Source organism: Flavobacterium sp. Root901, from assembly GCF_001429765.1.
Classification (GTDB): domain Bacteria; phylum Bacteroidota; class Bacteroidia; order Flavobacteriales; family Flavobacteriaceae; genus Flavobacterium.
This window is the reverse complement of sequence record NZ_LMJB01000005.1, coordinates 1,045,629-1,066,805: the sequence shown is the minus strand read 5'-3', so window position 1 is coordinate 1,066,805 and position 21,177 is coordinate 1,045,629. Positions and strand designations below refer to the sequence as shown.

Annotated in this window: 19 protein-coding genes; 18 read left to right on the top strand and 1 reads right to left on the bottom strand. The window is 32.9% G+C overall.

Annotated features, from left to right (window positions below; all coding sequences use genetic code 11):
- The first annotated feature begins 91 nt into the window (after positions 1 to 91).
- From uvrC to ASE21_RS08250, 13 genes are all read left to right on the top strand, one after another.
- Entirely contained in the window at positions 92 to 1,885 is a 1,794-nt protein-coding gene (gene uvrC / locus ASE21_RS08310; RefSeq protein WP_057122130.1) for an excinuclease ABC subunit UvrC, read from the top strand.
- A gap of 9 nt (positions 1,886 to 1,894) precedes the next feature.
- Complete coding sequence (locus tag ASE21_RS08305) at positions 1,895 to 4,174, top strand: patatin-like phospholipase family protein (protein ID WP_082603451.1); 2,280 nt, start codon at positions 1,895 to 1,897, stop codon at positions 4,172 to 4,174.
- A 256-nt stretch (positions 4,175 to 4,430) separates the two neighbouring features.
- Positions 4,431 to 5,588: a homogentisate 1,2-dioxygenase gene (locus ASE21_RS08300; RefSeq protein ID WP_057122129.1), complete on the top strand. Its 1,158-nt coding sequence runs from the start codon at positions 4,431 to 4,433 to the stop codon at positions 5,586 to 5,588.
- A gap of 130 nt (positions 5,589 to 5,718) precedes the next feature.
- Entirely contained in the window at positions 5,719 to 6,078 is a 360-nt protein-coding gene (locus ASE21_RS08295; RefSeq protein ID WP_057122128.1) for a four helix bundle protein, read from the top strand.
- 84 nt (positions 6,079 to 6,162) lie between these two features.
- Positions 6,163 to 7,323, top strand: a complete 1,161-nt coding sequence (gene hppD / locus ASE21_RS08290) for a 4-hydroxyphenylpyruvate dioxygenase (protein ID WP_057122368.1) — start codon at positions 6,163 to 6,165, stop codon at positions 7,321 to 7,323.
- Between the two features lie 297 nt (positions 7,324 to 7,620).
- Entirely contained in the window at positions 7,621 to 8,391 is a 771-nt protein-coding gene (locus tag ASE21_RS08285; RefSeq protein ID WP_057122127.1) for a DUF3108 domain-containing protein, read from the top strand.
- Positions 8,391 to 9,332, top strand: coding sequence for a tryptophan 2,3-dioxygenase family protein (locus ASE21_RS08280; RefSeq protein WP_057122126.1), 942 nt, complete (start codon positions 8,391 to 8,393; stop codon positions 9,330 to 9,332). The genes ASE21_RS08285 and ASE21_RS08280 overlap by 1 nt, the downstream gene beginning before the upstream one ends.
- A 22-nt stretch (positions 9,333 to 9,354) precedes the next feature.
- Positions 9,355 to 10,575: a M23 family metallopeptidase gene (locus ASE21_RS08275; protein WP_057122367.1), complete on the top strand. Its 1,221-nt coding sequence runs from the start codon at positions 9,355 to 9,357 to the stop codon at positions 10,573 to 10,575.
- Between the two features lie 23 nt (positions 10,576 to 10,598).
- Entirely contained in the window at positions 10,599 to 11,210 is a 612-nt protein-coding gene (locus ASE21_RS08270; RefSeq protein WP_057122125.1) for a hypothetical protein, read from the top strand.
- 232 nt (positions 11,211 to 11,442) lie between these two features.
- Complete coding sequence (gene pgi / locus ASE21_RS08265) at positions 11,443 to 13,086, top strand: glucose-6-phosphate isomerase (protein WP_057122124.1); 1,644 nt, start codon at positions 11,443 to 11,445, stop codon at positions 13,084 to 13,086.
- Between the two features lie 321 nt (positions 13,087 to 13,407).
- Positions 13,408 to 16,182: a TonB-dependent receptor gene (locus tag ASE21_RS08260; RefSeq protein ID WP_057122123.1), complete on the top strand. Its 2,775-nt coding sequence runs from the start codon at positions 13,408 to 13,410 to the stop codon at positions 16,180 to 16,182.
- A gap of 107 nt (positions 16,183 to 16,289) precedes the next feature.
- Positions 16,290 to 16,712 (top strand): hypothetical protein, encoded by a 423-nt coding sequence (locus ASE21_RS08255; RefSeq protein ID WP_057122122.1) that lies wholly within the window; start codon positions 16,290 to 16,292, stop codon positions 16,710 to 16,712.
- Positions 16,713 to 16,796: 84 nt separating this feature from the next.
- On the top strand, positions 16,797 to 17,288 hold the full coding sequence (locus ASE21_RS08250; protein WP_057122121.1) for a septal ring lytic transglycosylase RlpA family protein: 492 nt from the start codon (positions 16,797 to 16,799) through the stop codon (positions 17,286 to 17,288).
- A 30-nt stretch (positions 17,289 to 17,318) separates the two neighbouring features.
- Here the strand turns inward: ASE21_RS08250 and ASE21_RS08245 are convergent, their stop codons facing one another.
- Entirely contained in the window at positions 17,319 to 17,774 is a 456-nt protein-coding gene (locus ASE21_RS08245) for a DinB family protein (RefSeq protein WP_057122120.1), read from the bottom strand.
- 79 nt (positions 17,775 to 17,853) lie between these two features.
- On the opposite strand from ASE21_RS08245, the gene ASE21_RS08240 reads away from it, so the two are divergent.
- From ASE21_RS08240 to nadD, 5 genes are all read left to right on the top strand, one after another.
- Positions 17,854 to 18,201 carry an arsenate reductase family protein gene (locus ASE21_RS08240; RefSeq protein ID WP_057122119.1) on the top strand — a complete coding sequence of 116 codons (348 nt, stop codon included), beginning with the start codon at positions 17,854 to 17,856 and terminating at the stop codon, positions 18,199 to 18,201.
- Between the two features lie 103 nt (positions 18,202 to 18,304).
- Positions 18,305 to 19,165 (top strand): YicC/YloC family endoribonuclease, encoded by an 861-nt coding sequence (locus ASE21_RS08235; RefSeq protein WP_057122118.1) that lies wholly within the window; start codon positions 18,305 to 18,307, stop codon positions 19,163 to 19,165.
- A gap of 4 nt (positions 19,166 to 19,169) precedes the next feature.
- Positions 19,170 to 19,766, top strand: a complete 597-nt coding sequence (locus ASE21_RS08230) for a hypothetical protein (RefSeq protein ID WP_128414672.1) — start codon at positions 19,170 to 19,172, stop codon at positions 19,764 to 19,766.
- Between the two features lie 23 nt (positions 19,767 to 19,789).
- Positions 19,790 to 20,362: a guanylate kinase gene (gene gmk / locus ASE21_RS08225; RefSeq protein WP_057122116.1), complete on the top strand. Its 573-nt coding sequence runs from the start codon at positions 19,790 to 19,792 to the stop codon at positions 20,360 to 20,362.
- Between the two features lie 107 nt (positions 20,363 to 20,469).
- On the top strand, positions 20,470 to 21,051 hold the full coding sequence (gene nadD / locus ASE21_RS08220; protein ID WP_057122115.1) for a nicotinate (nicotinamide) nucleotide adenylyltransferase: 582 nt from the start codon (positions 20,470 to 20,472) through the stop codon (positions 21,049 to 21,051).
- Positions 21,052 to 21,177: the final 126 nt, after the last annotated feature.

Below are 21,177 nucleotides of genomic sequence, written 5' to 3'. Positions count from 1 at the left end.
AAATTTGAAACTAAATCACTGTTAAGCTTTTTTCAGGAATCAGAATGGTTTTTTTAAAACGCTTTTCAACTATCTTCAGAAATAAAAAAGAATGTCACAACCGTCCTTAGATCTACAAATTCTCACCTTACCGGACAATCCCGGTGTGTATCAATATTATGATAAAGACGGGAAAATTTTATATGTAGGCAAAGCCAAAAATTTAAAAAAAAGAGTCTCCTCTTACTTCAATAAAATACACGACACAAGGAAAACTAATGTTTTGGTTAGAAAAATCGTAACTATAAAACACATTGTTGTTCCCACAGAAACTGATGCGCTTTTATTAGAAAACAATTTAATTAAAACGCTTCAGCCAAGATACAATGTATTACTGCGAGATGACAAAAGTTATCCGTGGATCTGCATTAAAAAAGAACCTTTTTCAAGAATATTCCTGACCAGAAGAATGATAAAAGACGGATCTGAATATTTTGGTCCGTATACTAATTTTAAAATGGTTTATACCATTCTGGATTTAATAAAAGAACTGTATCCGTTAAGAACCTGCAACTACGATTTGAGTAAATCAAATATTGATTCGGGTAAATTTAAAGTATGTCTGGAATATCATATCGGCAATTGCAAAGGACCATGCGAAGGCATTGAATCTTTGGAAAATTACCAGAGACAAGTCGATGCAATCCGGGAAATTTTGAAAGGAAATTTTAAGGAAAGCATGAAAGATTTCAAGCGCTTAATGAATCAATATGCGCAGGATTTACGTTTTGAAGAAGCACAGAAAATCAAAGAAAAAATAGAAATCCTCGAAAATTACCAATCAAGATCGACGATTGTAAATCCAAAAATCACAAATATTGATGTGTTTTCGATTGTTTCAGATGAAAGTGCGGCTTATGTCAACTTTTTGCAAATTTCCCATGGCTCGATTATTCGTTCGCACACTTTAGAAATGAAGAAAAAACTGGATGAAAGTGATGAGGAATTATTAGAACTGGCGATTGTTGAGCTTCGTGAGCGTTTTCAGTTAATGTCAAAAGAAATCATTGTTCCTTTTGAAATTGATCTGGGCGAAAACATTAAAACCACCGTTCCGCAGCTTGGAGACAAAAAACAGATTTTAGATTTATCGATTCGTAATGCGAAATTCTACCGGATTGAACAACTGAAGCAATTACAAATTGTTGATCCGGACAGACACACCAACCGGATCATGGCGCAGATGCAGAAAGATTTACGCCTTCCGGCTGAACCCCGACATATAGAATGTTTTGATAACTCCAATATTCAGGGAACAAATCCGGTTGCGGCCTGCGTAGTTTTTAAAGATGGAAAACCGAGCAAAAAAGATTACCGTCATTTTAATGTAAAAACGGTTGAAGGTCCGGACGATTTTGCTTCGATGACCGAAATCGTATACCGTCGTTACAAAAGATTATTAGACGAAAATGAACCTTTACCGCAATTAATAATTATTGACGGTGGAAAAGGACAGTTATCTTCTGCCCTGAAAAGTATTGATGAATTAGGTTTAAGAGGAAAAGTCGCCATTATTGGAATCGCAAAACGTCTTGAAGAATTATTTTATCCGGGCGATTCTATTCCGCTTTATTTAGATAAAAAATCAGAGACCTTAAAAGTAATTCAGCAATTGCGAAATGAAGCACACCGATTCGGAATCACATTTCACCGTGACAAACGAAGCAAAGCTGCACTTAATTCTTCTGTAGAAAGTATCCCGGGAATTGGCGAAAAAACAATGCTGACATTAATACAACATTTCAAAAGTGTTAAAAGATTGAAATTAGCATCAGAAAAAGAAATATCTGCCGTTATCGGAGCATCAAAAGCCAAAAAAATTGTCGACTTTTACAAAACCAATTAGTAATTCTTTATGCGCCTAAATCAGTTGTCCGTTCCAAATAATTTTTCAAAAGGATTTTCTTCAAATTCCGTTTGGAGCCTGGCAGCTGTGCTTTTTATGTTTTTATTGCCGGCAGAAAAATCATTTTCGCAGGAAATAAAACAAGACAGTATAAAAAGACCAAAAATTGGTTTGGTTTTAAGCGGCGGCGGTGCCAAAGGTTTTGCCCACATTGGTGTTTTAAAAGTTTTGGAAGAAGCCGGAATCAAAATCGATTATATTGGAGGAACGAGTATGGGATCTGTTATTGGCGGACTTTACGCTTCCGGATATAATGCTTCACAAATTGATTCTATTTTCAAAAAAACCAATTTCGATGAATTAATAAACGATTATATTCCGCGTTCTTCAAAAAACTTTTATGGCAAAAAAAATGACGAATTGTACGCCATTGTTTTGCCGTTTAGTAATTTCAGAGTCGGCATTCCCGAAGCACTTTCAAAAGGAATGTACAATTATAATCTATTAAGCAGTTTAACCCGAAATGTGCGTCATATTCGTGATTTTAATAAACTGCCAACTCCGTTTTTATGTATAGGAACCAATATTGAAACCGGTGAAGAAGTATTGCTGAATAAAGGAAATCTCGTTCAGGCCATGATGGCAAGTGCCGCTTTTCCTTCTCTTTTTACTCCTGTAGAAATCGACGGAAATTTATTGGTCGACGGGGGCGTTGTAAACAATTACCCAATTAAGGAAGTTCGTAATCTTGGCGCTGACATTATAATTGGTGTTGATGTTCAGGATGATTTAATGAAGCGAAAAAACTTAAAAAATGCTACCAGAATCCTGGTTCAGATTACCAATCTGCAGTCGATCGATAAAATGAAAAGCAAAATAAAGGATACCGATGTTTATATAAAACCGGACATTCGTGATTATGGTGTAATTTCATTTGACAAAGGAGAGGAAATAATCAGAAAAGGTGAAGAAGCTGCTTTTGCCGTTTATGAAAAAATTAAATCTTTGGTAAACGAAGACAACTTTTACAAAAAACCAAAATTAAAAGTAGCAACTGATACCATTCAGATACAAAAAATAAACACAGACAGATTAGACAATTATACTAAAGAATATATTCGGGGAAAACTTCGTTTTAAACCCGGAAGCACCATTACATATGATGATCTGAAAACCGGAATCAATAATTTGAATGCTACTCAAAACTTTAGCACTATTTCTTATTGTTTACAGCCAGACGGTGCAAAAGATGATCTTGATTTAGTTTTAAAAGAAAATCCAACACAGACTTATTTAAAACTCGGCCTGCATTATGACGGTCTTTATAAAAGTGCCGTATTGCTGAACCTGACCCATAAAAAAACATTCTTAAAAAATGATGTTACTTCGCTTGACATTATTTTGGGAGATAATTTTAGATATGACTTCAACTATTATGTAGAAAATGGTTTCAACATCAGTTTTGGTTTTCGTTCCAGATTAAATCAGTTTAATCGAAATGTCACCACAAGTCTGAGCGGAATAATTTCAGAAAATCCAAACCTAAACTTAATAAATGTTGATTTTTTGGATTTGAATAATCAGGCTTATTTTCAGACCATTTTTGTGCAGAAGTTTTTAATGGGCGGAGGTTTGGAATATAAATACCTGAAGATAAACTCGCCTACACTTTCAAACACAGAAAACATAATCGATAAAAGTAATTATTTTAGTGTTTTTGGTTATTTAAAATACGATTCGTTTGATAACAAAAGTTTTCCTCGTTCGGGATTATATTTTTCATCAGATCTGCAAACTTATTTAGCCTCATCAGATTATACCAATAAATTCAAACCCTTTTCTATTGCAAAAGCAGAAGTAGCGGCAGCCAGAACTTTATTCAGAAGAGCTACAGTAAAAATTGGTGCCGATGCAGGATTTAATATTGGAAGCGACAGTATTGCCTTTTTTGATTTTATACTGGGAGGTTTTGGATACAACAAAATCAATAATTTCAATTATTTTTATGGATATGATTTCTTAAGTATTGCCGGAAATAGTTTTATAAAAGCTGACATTACTTTAGACTATGAAATTCTGAAAAAAAATCACGTAAATTTTTCTGCCAATTTTGCCAATCTTGGAGACGACATTTTTACAACGGTAGACTGGATCTCTATGCCTAAATATTCAGGCTACGCAGTGGGTTACGGATTAGAAACTATAATTGGTCCTATTGAAGTTAAACAATCGTGGTCGCCGGAAATGTCAAAAAGCTTTACCTGGTTTAGCATTGGATTTACTTTCTAAACTGATTTTTTGGAAATATTTTATGTTATAAATAATATAATATGTAATTTTGATCAATAAAAATTACGACATTTGTTATAATGAAAACAAATTGGACAGGTTTATTAGAGTATCTTCAATTCCTCATCAAGAGAAATCCTGAATAATGGCTCTACCGAATTGAGATAATTAGTCAATTGAAAATTGACCTGATTATCTATTCTTCAATTCAAATTTTCGAATTATCTAATTTACAAATTATCTAATTGAAAAAGCCATGCCACTATATCATAAACTTGGGGATTTCCCTCAAAAAAGACACACGCAATTCGAAAAACCAAACGGCGGATTTTATTATGAACAGCTGTTTGGAACAGAAGGTTTTCACGGACATTCGTCTCTATCTTATCATGTTCACAGACCAACGCAGGTTAAAGAAATACTAAACTCTTATTCGGTTGAACCAAAAATTGCAATCGGAAAAAACATAAAATCCCTTTTGTTTAAAGGTTTTGAATTGAAACCTGAAAATGATTTTCTGGACAGCCGAAAAGCAATGTTAGTCAACAAAGACTGTATTATTGGTTTAGCAGCGCCAAAAGAATCGCTTCGAAATTATTTCTATAAAAATGCCGATGCCGATGAAATGCTTTTCATCCATAAAGGAAAAGGAAAATTAAGAACCATGTTAGGAAATATTCCGTTTGAATATGGCGATTATTTAATTATTCCACGCGGTATTATTTATCAAATTGATTTTGAAACAGAAGAAAACCGACTATTTTATGTAGAATCATATTCTCCATTTTATACTCCAAAACGTTATAAAAACCAATCCGGACAGCATTTAGAACATTCTCCATTTTGCGAGCGTGATTTTATCCTGCCAAATGAATTGGAAACACACGACGAAAAAGGTGATTTTTTGATTAAAATCAAAAAAGAAGGCATGATTCACGAAGTGGTTTATGCAGCGCATCCTTTTGACGTTGTGGGCTGGGATGGTTATAATTTCCCTTATGGATTTTCGATTCACAATTTTGAACCTATAACCGGACGTGTACACCAGCCGCCTCCGGTACACCAAACTTTTGAAACAGCAGCTTTTGTTGTTTGTTCTTTCTGCCCAAGACTTTACGATTATCATCCAAAAGCGATTCCGGCACCATATAATCACAGCAATATTGATTCAGATGAAGTTCTCTATTATGTTGATGGTGATTTTATGAGTCGTAATAATATTGAGCAGGGCCATATCACTCTGCACCCAAAAGGAATTCCACATGGTCCGGCACCAGGTGCAATGGAACGCAGTATTGGCCATAAAGAAACTCAGGAATTAGCTGTTATGGTTGATACTTTCAGACCTTTAATGGTTACGGAAGAAGCAATGGGTCTAGACGATGGACAATATTATAAATCGTGGACTGAATAATTAATCAATGTGATAATTTGATAATTAGAAAATTAGGAAATGTGGCAATTTAATAATCAAATATTGTAATTTTAAACTTACAGAATTAATTATCTAATTAACACATTCTCTAATTATCAAATTAAACAAAATGACTTTCAACGAGAAGTATAAAGACAATGCTCTTTTAATAAAAACATTCAATTTTGCATTAAATATAATTGACTACACAACCGAACTTCAAGATCAAAAGAAATTCGTGATTGCAAATCAGTTATTAAAAAGCGGAACATCAATTGGAGCCAATTCAAAAGAATCTCAAAACGCAGAAAGCAAGGCAGATTTTATTCATAAATTAAAAATTGCAATTAAAGAGGCGGACGAAACGGAATATTGGTTGTTTATATGTGACGCTCACAAAGCCTATCCAAATTGTAAAGATTTATTAAATGAATTATCAGAAATTTTAAAAATTTTAAATAAAATAATATCAACATCTAAGAGGAATTAGAAATTAGAAAATGTGACAATTAGAAAATTATCTACATTATCTCATTTCCAAAATTATCTAATTTTCTAATTGACAAATTATCTAATTATGAAACAAGTAAAATCAGTAGAATACGGATTAGAAAAAATCTTTGAAGGAGCACAAGATTTCCTTCCATTATTAGGAACAGATTATGTAGAATTTTATGTAGGAAATGCAAAACAGGCTGCACATTATTACAAATCTGCATTTGGATATCAGTCATTGGCATATGCCGGACTTGAAACCGGAGTAAGAGACAAAGCTTCTTATGTTTTAAAACAAGATAAAATCAGAATTGTTTTGACAACACCTTTAACAGCTGATTCTCCAATAAACGAACATTTGAAAAAACATGGTGACGGAGTAAAAGTTGCAGCACTTTGGGTAGAAGATGCTACAAAATCTTACGAAGAAACGATGAAACGCGGTGCACGTTCTTTTATGGAGCCAACTGTTGAAAAAGATGAATTTGGAGAAGTTGTTCGTTCCGGAATTTACACTTACGGAGAAACAGTTCACATTTTTGTTGAAAGAAAAAATTACAATGGAGTTTTCCTTCCGGGATACAAAGAATGGAAATCAGATTTTAATCCGGAACCAACAGGATTGAAATATATTGATCACATGGTTGGGAATGTGGGTTGGAATGAAATGAATACTTGGGTAAAATTCTACGAAGAAGTAATGGGCTTTGTGAATTTCCTTTCTTTTGATGACAAACAAATCAACACAGAATATTCTGCTTTGATGAGTAAAGTAATGTCGAACGGAAATGGAAGAATTAAATTTCCAATCAATGAACCGGCAGAAGGAAAGAAAAAATCGCAGATTGAAGAATATTTAGATTTTTATGGCGGACCCGGAATTCAGCATATCGCCATTGCAACAGATGATATTATTAAAACTGTTTCGGCATTAAAAGCACGTGGTGTCGAATTTTTATCAGCTCCGCCCCATACTTATTACGAAGCAATTCCAGAAAGGTTGGGTGTACACATGGACATGATGAAAGAAGATTTAAATGAAATTGAAAAACTGGCGATCATGGTCGATGCTGATGAAGATGGATATCTTTTACAAATATTTACCAAGCCTGTTCAGGACAGACCTACCCTTTTCTTTGAAATTATTCAAAGAATGGGCGCAAAAGGGTTTGGCGCAGGAAACTTTAAAGCTCTTTTTGAATCAATTGAAAGAGAACAAGAATTGAGAGGAACACTATAAAAACGCATTATTTTTGCATTATGCAGAAAAATTCTCTGTAAATCATTGATTTTTATGCAAATGTTATGTTAAACTTGACTTTTGCTATTTAATTTTTGAACTTTCTGTCTATCTTTGCACTCGCAAATCAAGAAGGGGTGGTTTCCTTCTGAATTGATATAAATTTCATAATTTATAGTTTTTTGGTTAGTTAATAGCATAAAAACTCAGTCTTCTTGACTGAGTTTTTTTGTTTTAGTACATTTGGAATAGAATTTGCATTTCTTTATCTTTATAACAGAATGTAAAAAATGTACTATGAAAAAGTTCATCCTCATTATATTAATTCTCTCTGCATTTAGTTTCGATACTCAAAAAGAAGATGCTTTTGGCACGGGGGAATATTTCAAATTCAGAATTCATTACGGAATCGTAAATGCCGGCTATGCAACTCTTGAAGTTAAAGATGCCACTATCAATAATAAAAAAGTCCATCATGCTATAGGCAAAGGATTTACAACGGGAATGTCAAAATTTTTCTTCAAAGTTGAAGATTTATACGAAAGCTATTTTGATAAAGAAAATGGCTCTCCGTATCGCTTTGTGAGAAAAATTGACGAAGGCGGTTATACAAAAAACCAAGAAGGTTTTTTCAACCAGAATGAAAATAAAGTTTTAGTAAAAGACTATAAAAGAAAAACCGAAAAAACGATTGTAATTACAGACAATGTTCAGGATATTGTTTCTTCATTTTATTTTTTAAGAAACCATCCTAATATCGATAAATTAAAATCTGGCGAATCGATTACTATTGATATGTTTTTTGATGACGAAATCACAAAATTTAAGTTAAAATATGTAGGCCGTCAAGATATTACAACTAAATTTGGAACGGTTTCTACGATGGTTTTTAAACCACTGGTACAAACAGGAAGAGTTTTTAAAGAAAAAGAAAGCTTAACACTCTGGATTACAGACGACGACAACAAAGTTCCTATTAGAATAAAAGCGGATTTAGCTGTCGGATCTCTTAAAGCAGATCTTGATGAATATAAAGGATTGAGAAATCCGTTTAAAGTTAAAAAATAATGAACCTTACTGATCATTCAGAATCAATTTTAAAAGAAATTGACCTAAAATTTCAAGCAATAAACCAAAAAACTGATGTTCAGTTACAAGGATTACTTTGGTCAAAACCCATTACTTATTGGGATTATATACAAACAGACGCTCTTTTAAATTTACAAACACAACGCACAACCCTTCCTGACGAAATGGTATTTATCATGTATCATCAGGTAAATGAATTAATTTTTAAAATGATTTTGTGGGAAATCGATCAGATCGCTGACACACAAAATATTCAGGTTGATTTTTTCAGCGAAAGACTTTCAAGAATCACCCGTTATTTTGACATGCTTACCAATTCATTCAGTATTATGGAAAACGGAATGGAAGTAGATCAATACATGAAATTTAGAAATACCTTAACTCCTGCAAGCGGTTTTCAGAGTGCGCAATATAGACTGATCGAATTTGCCTCTACAGATGTAATCAATTTAACAGACCGCCGATATAAAGCAGACTTTGACGAAAATACTGATCTCGAAACCAGTTTTGAACATTTATACTGGCAGGCTGCCGGTAAAGATTATCATACAGGTGAAAAATCATATTTGCTAAATGAGTTTGAAAAAAAATATAAAGATCAGTTTTTAAGACAAATGGCTTCGTTCAAAACGAAAAACATCTGGCAGAAATTTACTCAGTTACCAATTGAAGACCAGCAGAATCCTGAACTGATTAAAGCAATGCGCCATTATGATCATACGGTGAACATTACCTGGGTTATGCAGCACTTAAATACTGCTATAAAATATATTTTGGAAAGCGGAAAAGGAAATGGTGAAGCAACCGGCGGAAGTGACTGGCAAAAATATATGCATCCAAAATACCAAAGACGCATCTTTTTTCCTAAATTGTGGACCGAAGAAGAATTGTCCAATTGGGGAAATGAAAATCCACTATAGTTTCCTGCAAAAATTTAAAAGTTTGAAAAAAGCATTCGTAATTATAATAGTATTATTTTCAATATTTTCATGTAATAAAACTGAAGAAAAAGTTGAAATTAAAATTACAAAACCAAAAACTAAAAAAGTAGAGTTTGGTTTTAATTACGCTGATTTTAATGTGGTTAATGACACCATTTCTAAAGGAGATTCTTTTGGATCTATTATCCAGAGTCAAAACATTGGCGACAAAAAAGTATTCGATATTGTCGAACAAGTAAAAGATACTTTTGATGTAAGAACCATTCGGTACAACAAACCCTTTACACTGCTTCGTTCAAAAAACAAAACAAACAATTTACAGGTATTTATTTATCAGCCAGACGCTCTGACTTATTATGTAATCGATTTACGAGACAGCATTGCAAAGGCTTATAAAAAAATAAAACCGGTTACTTTAAAAAGAAAAATTATTGGCGGTGTTTTAAAAACTTCATTATCTGAAACTTTGGGAGATGAAGATGTAGAAACAGCTCTTGCCAGCAGGATTACAAAAGTTTTTTCATGGTCGATTGACTTCTTTAAACTTAAAAAAGGAGATCGTTACGGTTTAATTTTTACGGAACGTTTTATCAACGGAAAAACGTATGACGGTGTAGAAGATCTTGAAGCCGCATTTTTTGAATATAAAGGAAAAATCGTTTATGCTTTTCCTTTTGAAAAAGATACTCTTTCGGGAAAAATTGAATATTATGATGACGAAGGAAAAACGCTGAAAAACTTTTTCTTAAAAACACCAATCAAATTCAGCCGAATCACTTCACGTTTTACAATGAACAGATTCCATCCTGTACAACATACATGGAAAGCCCATAAAGGAACCGATTATGCAGCTCCAACCGGAACGCCAATTTCTACAACGGCATCCGGAGTTGTTGAAGCAACAGGATATACGGCCGGAAACGGAAACTTTGTAAAAGTAAAACACAACGGAACTTACTCTACTCAATATCTGCACATGTCCAGAATTTTAGTTCGCCGCGGACAGCGCGTTACACAAGGACAAACAATTGGCTTAGTGGGAAGTACAGGTTTAGCTTCTGGCCCACACGTTTGTTATCGTTTCTGGAAAAACGGTGTTCAGGTTGATGCGCTTCGATTGAATTTACCAACCGGAGAATCTTTAACCGGAAATGACAAAACACGTTTCTTTAAACAGATCGAACCTTTAAAAAGAGAATTGGACAGTATTGGCAATTTGTAACGATTTAAAAAAATAGCAGAGTCATGAAAAGAATCGAATCTATATTTAATGAAACTTTTTCTGGTTTAAAACTATTTTACAGAGACACCAATCTTCCAGAAAATTTGATTTCCAACTATAAGATTGGACAGATTATTAAAGAAAAAGGATTTACAGATATGACCCGTCTGGGCGGAGGACTTTCTGGAAATTTACGCTACTTAATCGCCAGCGCCGACGCTAAAGATTTATCGGTTTTTAATCCTGATTCGGCAAAAATTGGACATTATCTTTTAGCCGATGCCTTTTTTAAAGTTTTAGACATTCAGGAAAAAGACAGCAAAACACAGATTTTTCTTCTTCATATTCCCGAAAATTCAATTCCACTTTTTAAAAATTCAACTTCAAACATTGAAGAAGAAATTATTGAAAAAGCTGAAAAACGCTTTCGCGAAAAAATCAATGACGCGCTAATTCCGGAATTACAAACTGAAGACTGGAAAGAAAGAACCAAACTTCCGATTGGAATGAGTGAAAGCGGCGAAATGTTTTTTGATGATTCAAAAATAAAACTGGAATCTCCGAAAAGAATTGAAATCAATAAATCAGGAAAAGCTATTGAAGTAAAAAAGCCGTGGTGGAAAGTCTGGCAGTAAAATACCTATTTATATTTACTGTTTCTTCCTAAAATAACAACCTCAAATATGTTGTAACCAATACAACACAAGAAAAAAATCAGTCACGACAAAAGTTGTCCGAAAAAATTATGAAACAGATTATAAAACGTTTTCGCAACTAATTGTTATATAATCATGAAGCATTACCCTATTAAAAGTTATTTGAGTATTTTTGTGATTCTAAAAAAACAATCTCAATAATAAAAATAAAATGGCTTTAAACACAACAAACCCAACCGGGACTGAAGCGTGGAAAAATCTGCAAAACCACTATAACGCAATTCGCGAAACTACGATACAAGAATTATTTCAGCAGGATAATGCCCGTGCAGAAAAATTCAACTTACAATGGAATGACTTTTTAGTTGATTATTCTAAAAATAATATCAGCCAGGAAACAATTTCTCTTTTATTAAAATTGGCAGATTCTATTGGATTAAAAGATGCAATTGCGCAATATTTTGGAGGAGAATTAATCAATCAAACTGAAAACAGAGCAGTTTTGCATACCGCTTTGCGTGCACCGGAATCAGCAGTAATAAAAGTTGACGGTGAAAATGTAATTCCGGAAGTTTATGAAGTAAAAAACAAAATTAAAAACTTTACAAACGAAGTAATTTCGGGAGAAAGAAAAGGTTTTACCGGAAAAGCTTTTACGGATATTGTAAATATTGGAATTGGAGGTTCTGATCTTGGTCCTGTTATGGCGGTTGAAGCTTTGCAATTTTATAAAAATCACCTAAACACACATTTTGTTTCAAATGTTGACGGCGACCATGTAAATGAAATAATTAAGAAATTAAATCCGGAAACAACATTATTTTTAATCGTTTCTAAAACTTTTACAACTCAGGAAACTTTATCAAATTCTGAAACTATCAGAGAATGGTTTTTGAAATCGGCAAAACAGGAAGATGTTGCAAAACATTTTGTGGCGGTTTCGACAAATATCCAAAAAGTAACAGAATTCGGAATTAATCCAGATAACATTTTCCCAATGTGGGATTGGGTTGGCGGAAGATTTTCGCTTTGGAGTGCTGTTGGTTTAAGCATCGCACTGGCAATTGGTTTTGATAATTACAACCAGTTATTAGTGGGAGCAAATGAAATGGACGAACATTTTAAATCAGCAGAATCTGATAAAAACATTCCGGTAATTCTTGCTTTACTGAGTATCTGGTACAATAACTTTTTTGGAGCAGAAAGCGAGGCTTTGATTCCCTATACACAATATTTATCAAAATTAGCTCCGTACCTCCAGCAGGCAACTATGGAAAGTAACGGAAAAAGTGTTGGCCGCGACGGAAAACCTGTTAATTACCAAACGGGAACAATTATCTGGGGAGAACCGGGAACAAATTCTCAGCATGCATTTTTCCAATTAATTCATCAGGGAACAAAAATAATTCCAACTGATTTTATTGGATTTGTAAAACCGCTTTACGGAAACGAAGACCACCACAATAAATTAATGTCAAACTTTTTCGCTCAGACAGAAGCTTTAATGAATGGTAAAACTCCATCTCAGGTTCAGGCAGAATTTGATAAACAAGGACTTTCTGCAGAAAAAGCTTCTTATTTACTGCCTTTTAAAGTTTTTACGGGAAACAAACCAACTAATACCATTTTGGTTCATAAATTAACACCTAAATCTTTAGGTTCTTTAATTGCCTTGTACGAACACAAGATCTTTGTTCAGGGTGTTATTTGGAACATTTTCAGTTTTGACCAGTGGGGAGTTGAACTAGGGAAACAATTAGCAAATTCCATTTTAGATGAAATTAATTCTAAAAATGTTAAGACTCATGACAGCTCAACTTCATTTCTATTGAATCATTTTTTGAAAAATAAATAAGAATTAGAAAGTAATATTTTATAACATTTTGAAACGCCTTGATTTACAAAAATTAAGGCGTTTTTTCGTATAAAACAATACCAATATTGCCAATTTCTAATAATAATTGCAAGTTTAGCACTACAAAACCGATTAAAATATTATCATTTTAACAAAATACAAATATTAAAATTCAATAAATGATGATTTTATTTAAAGAAAATAGAAAAATTCATTTTAATATGCAGCACAAACTGTAAAACTTATTTTTCTTAACATTTTGATAACATTATCTGATTTTATTGTTATAATTTTGCCAAAAACAATAAACTTAAAGAACAAATGAAGAAAATGAAAAATTGGTTACTTACTGGACTATTTTTTATGATAGTTTCAACCGTATTTTCTCAAGGAAAAGTTACTGGTACTATTACCGATGGTACAGGTTCATTACCAGGCGCTAACGTTTTGATCAAAGGATCAAGCGCAGCGACTTCAACAGATTTCGATGGTAAATTTACTATCGAATCTTCAACAAGTACAGGAGAAATCGTTATCTCTTACTTAGGTTATCAAAGCCAGACTGTAAAATTTACAGTAAATGGTTCTACAAATTTAGGAACAATCGTTTTAGCTTCTAATTCAAATGAATTAAGTGAAATCGTTGTTAAAAGTACAGTTGTAGATATTGCAAAAGACAGAAAAACTCCGGTTGCTGTTTCTACAATTAAAGCTGCTGAAATCCAAGAAAAATTAGGAAACCAGGAACTTCCTGAAATTTTAAAAAGCACGCCTTCTGTATACGTTACTAAATCAGGTGGTGGATTTGGAGATTCAAGAATCAATATTCGTGGTTTTAGTCAAAATAACATTGCCGTAATGGTTAATGGTATGCCGGTTAACGATATGGAAAACGGAGCTGTTTACTGGAGTAACTGGGCTGGTTTATCAGACGTAACTTCTGCTCTTCAGGTACAAAGAGGTTTAGGATCTTCAAAATTAGCAATTGCTTCTGTTGGAGGAACAATGAACTATGTTACTAAAGCTTCTGACTTAAAACAAGGCGGTACAGTAGGTACTTCATTAGGAAACGATAATTATTTTAAATCAAATGTTTCTTATAACACAGGTAAACTAGAAAGCGGATTCTCTGCATCTATTTTATACAGCCATACTCAAGGTGATGGATATGTTGATGGAACAAAATTTAATGGAGACAATTACTATATCGGACTTGGTTATACTACAAAGAACGACAAACATGATTTCCAGCTTACAATAACTGGTGCTCCACAATGGCACGATCAAAGATCAACATTTATTACAATTGCACAGTATCAAAAATACGGTTCAGTAGATGATCCAAACATTAAATATAACTCTGATTGGGGATATAAAAATGGACAATCATTTAACATGACAAGAAATTACTATCATAAGCCAATCGTATCTTTAAACTGGGATTATAAAATTAATGAAACTTCAAAATTATCAACTGTAGCTTACGTTTCTTTTGGACGTGGAGGAGGTTCTAGAGCAGCAGGTGGTATTAGAGGTCTTAATTACAATAATGATGCTTTTAGAACTGCTGATGGTCTAATTGATTATGATAAAATTGTAGCATACAATTCAGGTCAGCCTATAACTATTAACGGAACAAGCTATACTCGTTTAACTAACGGCGCAAGCGGACAATTCCAAAATAGTGTTTCAACTGGTAGAACTGGTGCAGGAACAGCAACATCTCCATATGTTTACAATAATACATCAGGTATTTCTCAAATTTCATCTGTTAACTCACACAACTGGTATGGTGCAATTGTTAACTTTGATAAAAAGTTTTCTGATCATTTAACCTGGGATCTTGGTATCGATGTAAGAGGTTACAAAGGTATTCACTATCAAAACGTAAATAATCTTTTAGGAGCAGATTCTTATATAGATAACCTTGATACAAATAATCCAAATAGAGTTTTAACAGGAACTTATTCAACTTACCCAGCTTGGAACGTTTTCAAAAGCACAGATTCTGAACAGAAAATTAACTTCTATAATGATGGTGATGTAAGATGGTATGGTGGTTTCACACAATTAGAATACTCTAACGATAACTTAACTGTTTTTGTTCAAGGAGCTCTTTCTCAACAAGGATTTAAAAGAGTTGATTATTTCAAATATTTATCTTCAAATCCATTATCAAGCACAGATTACGAAAATATTCTTGGTGGTAACGTAAAAGGTGGTGCTAACTATAACATTAACGATCAGCATAATGTTTACTTTAACACAGGTTATTATTCAAAACAACCATTTTTTAATGCTGTTTATCCAAACAATGCATCATTGGTTAATGGTAACTTAACTAACGAAAAAATCTTCGGTTTAGAAGCTGGTTACGGTTTCCGTTCTAGAATTTTCAATGCTACAGTAAACGTTTACCGTACATCTTGGAAAGACAGATACCAAAGATCAAATGATGGTGATGCTTCAAACCCTGGAGGTTACTATGATTTCTCAGGAATTACTGAAATTCACTCAGGTATTGAGTTCGAAGGTAATGCTAAAGTTACTGACAAACTTAAAATCAATGGTATGTTCTCTATTGGAGATTGGAAATATGACGGAACAAGTACAAGTAACCGTTATGATTCAGCAAACAATCCAATTGGTGGAGGAACAACTACAACTCTTTATCTTGATGGTGTAAAAGTTGGTGACGCTGCTCAACTAACAGCTGCTGTAGGAGCAACATACGAAATTTTAACACGTTTCAACATTGATGCAAACTATAACTATAATGACAAATTATATGCAGCAATTTCTCCAGGTAACTTTACATCTGCAACTAACAGAGGTTCTTTACAATTACCTTCTTATGGTTTAGTTGATGCTGGTTTATCTTACAAATGGTTAGTTGGTAAACAAAAAAGCAATTCAGTAGGTTTCAGATTAAACGTAAACAACGTTTTTGATTATACATACATTGCTGAAGCAAAAACAAACTTCTTTGCTGCTGATTACCCAACTCAGCCAACTTACAAAGGTATTTCTACAAATAACCAAGTATACTTTGGTTTCGGAAGAACTTGGAACTTTAGCTTACGTTACGATTTCTAATATTTAGAATCTAAATAAATATCATAAACGGCATTGACTTTTAAGTCCAATGCCGTTTTTTTTTGACCAATTTTGTTATATTTGTTTTTAACAAAAAATCACAGTTTATGTATCATTTTATTCAAAAGCTTCATTCTGGCTGGGCGTATTTAGCATTATTGCTTTTATTGTTTGCCGTAATCAATGCCATTATCGGCTTGACCTCTAAAAAAGAATTCACAGCAAAAGATCGTAAAATTTCCTTATTTGCTTTAATTGGAACACATACACAATTATTAATTGGATTAATCCTTTATTTTGTTTCACCATTAGGAAAAGATGCTTTCGGCCAAATGTCTAATGCAGCTTTAAGATTAACATCATTAGAACACCCATTAATAAATCTTATTGCCATCGTTTTAATAACTATCGGATGGTCAAAACATAAAAAACTAATAAACAGTGAAGCTAAATTTAAAACCTTTGCAATTTATTATGGATTAGGATTAATCCTAATTTTAAGTAGAATACCTTGGAGCCTTTGGTTCTAACCCCATAAAAGTCCTAAATTGTAGGACTTTTTTTATAATGGCATATTATTTGTACAAACTCCCCAAGTCTGAAAAAAATAACCCATGAAAAACAAAAAAAACATTGTAATTACAACGCTTGCAACAACTTTAATAAGTTGTTTTACATATGTTGTAAGCCAGACCAAACCTACTACTGAACCAAAAGTTATTCAGGATACTGTAAAAAATGCAAAACCAAATATTATTGCATTACCAGCAGATTCTGTGTTTACAGATAAAGGTTTAAAATTAAAAACTTATAAAAAAAACGCTCATGCCTCCTACTATGCTGATCGTTTTAATGGTAAAAAAACAGCTGACGGCAGCAGATTTAATAATAACAAATATACTGCAGCGCATAAAAAACTTCCTTTTGGAACAAGAGTCAAAGTAACGAATGAAGCTAATGGAAAATTTGTAATAGTAAAAATTACGGATCGCGGACCATTTGTAAAAACCCGCGAAATAGACTTATCTAAACGGGCTTTTATGGAGATTACAAAGTTCAAAGGCGCAGGCGCAATGAAAGTAACTATAGAAACAATTATAGAATAAAAAAATCCCGCTAACAGGCGGGATTTTTTTTTAAACAAATTTTCCAATACTCATTATAATTCCAGTATGAATTCCTTCATGATAACTAACAAAATTTAAGGCTTCCTGAACATTTGTAAGGTCAAAACCCATACTGGTTCTATATGGATTATAATTAACAAAGACATTGTTTTTATAATCATTCTCTGTTTGCTGCAGGGTTTTAATTAGCATCTCTCTAATTTCATCTGCTTCTTCTTGCAAAACATCGGCTTCAGGCTTTGTTCCTTTTGAATATTTTCCGATAAATTCATCGGTTACATGCATTGGTAAACCTGATAATTTATAAACTAAAATTTGCTGTGAAGCAATACAGTGCCCTATATTCCAAATCAAATTATTTTTAAAGCCATCCGGAATTTTATTTAACTGTTCTAATGAATAATGGTCCAACACCTTCAAAAGAATTTCCCGAATAGTTTTTTGGGTTTCAAAAACTGAAGTCATAATTTTATTTTTTTTTCTAAATTAGACAATTTTAAGTTTCAAATGGATTTTCTTTGCAATCTAACAAAATCATAAAATCATGAACAAAATATACTATTTAGCATCGTGCGATACTTGCCGTAAAATCATTAAAAGTCTTCCGGAAAACAATTTAGTTTTTCATGACATCAAACAAGATCCGATTACGGAAGCGGAATTAGAAGAAATGTATAAACTTTCCGGAAGTTATGAAGCGCTGTTCAGTAAAAAAGCACAATTATATAAGTCAATGGATTTAAAAAATAAATCTTTGACTGAAGCTGATTTTAAAAAATACATATTAGAACATTATACATTTTTAAGCCGTCCGGTTTTTATTATTGACGGCAAAATTTACATCGGCAACAGCCAAAAAAATGTAACCGAAGTAATAAATGCTTTAAGCTGAAAACTTAATATTTTTTCTGCCCGACTGAAAACTGTGCCTGAACATTAATTTGCAATCGAATACAGAAAAGTTTTATTTATCTTTGCGCCTTTATACTCATTATATGATACAATCTATGACAGGGTTTGGCAAAGCTTCTTTGCAATTGCCTACAAAAAAAATTACCGTTGAAGTAAAATCCTTAAATAGTAAAGGTTTAGATTTAAACGTAAGAATGCCTTCGGTTTACCGTGAAATGGAATTAGGTTTAAGAACTCAAATCTCTACCAGGCTTGAAAGAGGAAAAATTGATTTTGCTATTTATATAGAAAGTACTGCAGAACAAACCTCAACTAAAGTAAATGTTCCTGTTGTAAAAAACTATATCGCACAATTGAGAGAAGTCTATGCTGATGCTGATGAAACTGAATTAATGAAAATGGCCGTTCGTATGCCTGACACATTAAAAACAGAACGTGAGGAAATCGACGAAAATGACTGGGAACAAATTCAGATTATTATTGATGAAGCACTTCAAAATATCTTAAATTTCAGAAAAGATGAAGGCGAATCCCTGGAAAAGGAATTTAATCTTCGCGTTGGAAATATTCGTCAATATATGAACGATGCTTTGGCATTGGACCCAGAACGCGTTCAGGCAATAAAAGACCGATTACAAACTGCAATTTCTGAATTACAGGTAAATGTTGATGAAAACCGTTTTGAGCAGGAATTAATCTATTATTTGGAGAAATTAGATATTACGGAAGAAAAAGTTCGCCTGACGAATCATTTAGATTATTTTATTGAAACTTTAAATGGTTCTGAAGCAAATGGAAGAAAATTAGGTTTTATTACTCAGGAAATGGGCCGCGAGATCAATACTATGGGTTCAAAATCAAACCATGCACAAATGCAGAAATTGGTCGTGATGATGAAGGATGAATTGGAGAAAATTAAGGAGCAGGTTTTGAATGTTTTGTAAAAACATGAAGTATTATTTTATTTGCTTCTTTCTGATTATGTTTAATTGTTTTGGACAAGAACTATCTGAAATAAATAAAATTTTAGAAATATCTGATACTTTAGAATATCAACAAGAGATTCGTATTTATAAAGATTATTCTACCACAAATGCGATTGATATTATTCGAATGTTCAGAAATAAAAATAATGAATGGATTACTTATAAGTTTTGGTATTCAAAAGATTTTAAAACTGTAACCAAAATTGATCAAATAAGTTTTCCAAAAGAGCCTATTGGGAAGTTAAAACTAAAAGATGCAGATTTAATTTGGCTGAATCTTCTAATTACAAATGTTGAATTTCTTCCCGATATGGAAGCTGTAAGATACAAATTTGGTAAACCTCATATTAATTTAGATAGAGGTGAAAGAGTTATTTCGAGAGCTAAAACACATATTTTGGATGGTACTAGATATAAAGTCTATGTTAGAAATGGAAAAAACAAAAACAGCTTTTCATTTGATAACCCAGAATCTTATCTCAAACATTATCCAACAATAGATGAATTAATCTCCTATAATGAATTACTATCTGTCTTGAAAAAAGAATTTAGTTTTTAAGACAGATCACACATAAACACACAATGAACAAAGGAAAATTAATTGTTTTTTCAGCACCATCAGGATCAGGAAAAACAACGATCGTAAAACACTTATTGGCGCAAGAAGATTTAAATCTTGAATTTTCAATTTCGGCGGCTTCGCGTGATCCTCGTGGAGAAGAAGTACATGGAAAAGATTATTATTTTATTTCGTTAGAAGAGTTCAAAAAACACATTAAAGCAGAAGATTTTTTGGAATGGGAAGAGGTTTACCGCGATAATTTTTACGGTACCTTAAAATCTGAAATTGAAAGAATCTGGGCTTTAGGGAAAAACGTGATTTTTGACATTGATGTCGCAGGCGGATTACGTATTAAACATAAATTCCCGGAACAAACTTTAGCAGTTTTCGTAAAACCTCCAAGCGTAGATGAATTGAAACGCAGACTTAAAGAACGTTCTACTGAAAGTGACGACAAAATCAATATGCGTATTGCAAAAGCATCTGTAGAATTGGCTACTGCTCCCCAATTTGACGTGATTATCAAAAACTATGATTTACCAGTTGCTTTAGAAGAAGCGCACCAGTTGGTTAAGGATTTTGTAAATAAGTAATTTTATTCTGCAGAGATTCACAAGAAAAAATACAGAGATTCGCATAGTCTGGTTAAACTTTGCGAATCTTTGTTATCTTAGTACCTTCTCTGTGAAACTACAAGAAAATGAAAATAGGCCTTTATTTCGGCACATATAATCCAATTCATGTTGGTCATATGATTATTGCCAACCATATGGCAGAATTTGCCGGTTTAGATCAGATTTGGATGGTCGTTACACCGCATAATCCGTTGAAGAAAAAAGCAACGCTTTTAGATGATCATCAGCGATTGGAAATGGTTTTTCTGGCAACAGAAGATTATCCAAAGATAAAACCGTCGGATATTGAATTTAAATTACCTCAGCCAAGCTACACTATAGTAACACTTGCACATTTACAGGAAAAATATCCAAATCACGAATTTTCATTAATTATGGGCGAAGACAACCTGAAAACGCTTCATAAATGGAAAAACTATGAAGTGATTCTTGAAAATCATGATATTTATGTGTACCCGAGAATTTCTGATGAACCTGAAAATACCGAATTAAAATCACACTCAAAAATTCATATTATCGATGCCCCTATTGTAGAGATCTCTTCTACTTTTATCAGAAACAGCATTAAAGATGGCAAAAATATTCAGCCTTTACTTCCTGCAAAAGTTTGGGAATATATTGATCATAATAATTTTTACAGGAAATAAAAGATTACACACAATATTGTCATTTCGACGAAGGAGAAATCTCCGCAAGTAACTCCTCAACGAAATTCCAATCTTTGTCGAGCTTCTCGCGGAGATTTCTCCTTCGTCGAAATGACAAACAAAACT

Coding starts and splice junctions, on each gene's coding strand:
- uvrC (WP_057122130.1), top strand. CDS start 92: ATGTCACAACCGTCCTTAGATCTACAAATTCTCACCTTACCGGACAAT.
- ASE21_RS08305 (WP_082603451.1), top strand. CDS start 1,895: ATGCGCCTAAATCAGTTGTCCGTTCCAAATAATTTTTCAAAAGGATTT.
- ASE21_RS08300 (WP_057122129.1), top strand. CDS start 4,431: ATGCCACTATATCATAAACTTGGGGATTTCCCTCAAAAAAGACACACG.
- ASE21_RS08295 (WP_057122128.1), top strand. CDS start 5,719: ATGACTTTCAACGAGAAGTATAAAGACAATGCTCTTTTAATAAAAACA.
- ASE21_RS08285 (WP_057122127.1), top strand. CDS start 7,621: ATGAAAAAGTTCATCCTCATTATATTAATTCTCTCTGCATTTAGTTTC.
- ASE21_RS08280 (WP_057122126.1), top strand. CDS start 8,391: ATGAACCTTACTGATCATTCAGAATCAATTTTAAAAGAAATTGACCTA.
- ASE21_RS08270 (WP_057122125.1), top strand. CDS start 10,599: ATGAAAAGAATCGAATCTATATTTAATGAAACTTTTTCTGGTTTAAAA.
- pgi (WP_057122124.1), top strand. CDS start 11,443: ATGGCTTTAAACACAACAAACCCAACCGGGACTGAAGCGTGGAAAAAT.
- ASE21_RS08260 (WP_057122123.1), top strand. CDS start 13,408: ATGAAGAAAATGAAAAATTGGTTACTTACTGGACTATTTTTTATGATA.
- ASE21_RS08255 (WP_057122122.1), top strand. CDS start 16,290: ATGTATCATTTTATTCAAAAGCTTCATTCTGGCTGGGCGTATTTAGCA.
- ASE21_RS08250 (WP_057122121.1), top strand. CDS start 16,797: ATGAAAAACAAAAAAAACATTGTAATTACAACGCTTGCAACAACTTTA.
- ASE21_RS08245 (WP_057122120.1), bottom strand. CDS start 17,774: ATGACTTCAGTTTTTGAAACCCAAAAAACTATTCGGGAAATTCTTTTG.
- ASE21_RS08240 (WP_057122119.1), top strand. CDS start 17,854: ATGAACAAAATATACTATTTAGCATCGTGCGATACTTGCCGTAAAATC.
- ASE21_RS08235 (WP_057122118.1), top strand. CDS start 18,305: ATGATACAATCTATGACAGGGTTTGGCAAAGCTTCTTTGCAATTGCCT.
- ASE21_RS08230 (WP_128414672.1), top strand. CDS start 19,170: ATGAAGTATTATTTTATTTGCTTCTTTCTGATTATGTTTAATTGTTTT.
- gmk (WP_057122116.1), top strand. CDS start 19,790: ATGAACAAAGGAAAATTAATTGTTTTTTCAGCACCATCAGGATCAGGA.
- nadD (WP_057122115.1), top strand. CDS start 20,470: ATGAAAATAGGCCTTTATTTCGGCACATATAATCCAATTCATGTTGGT.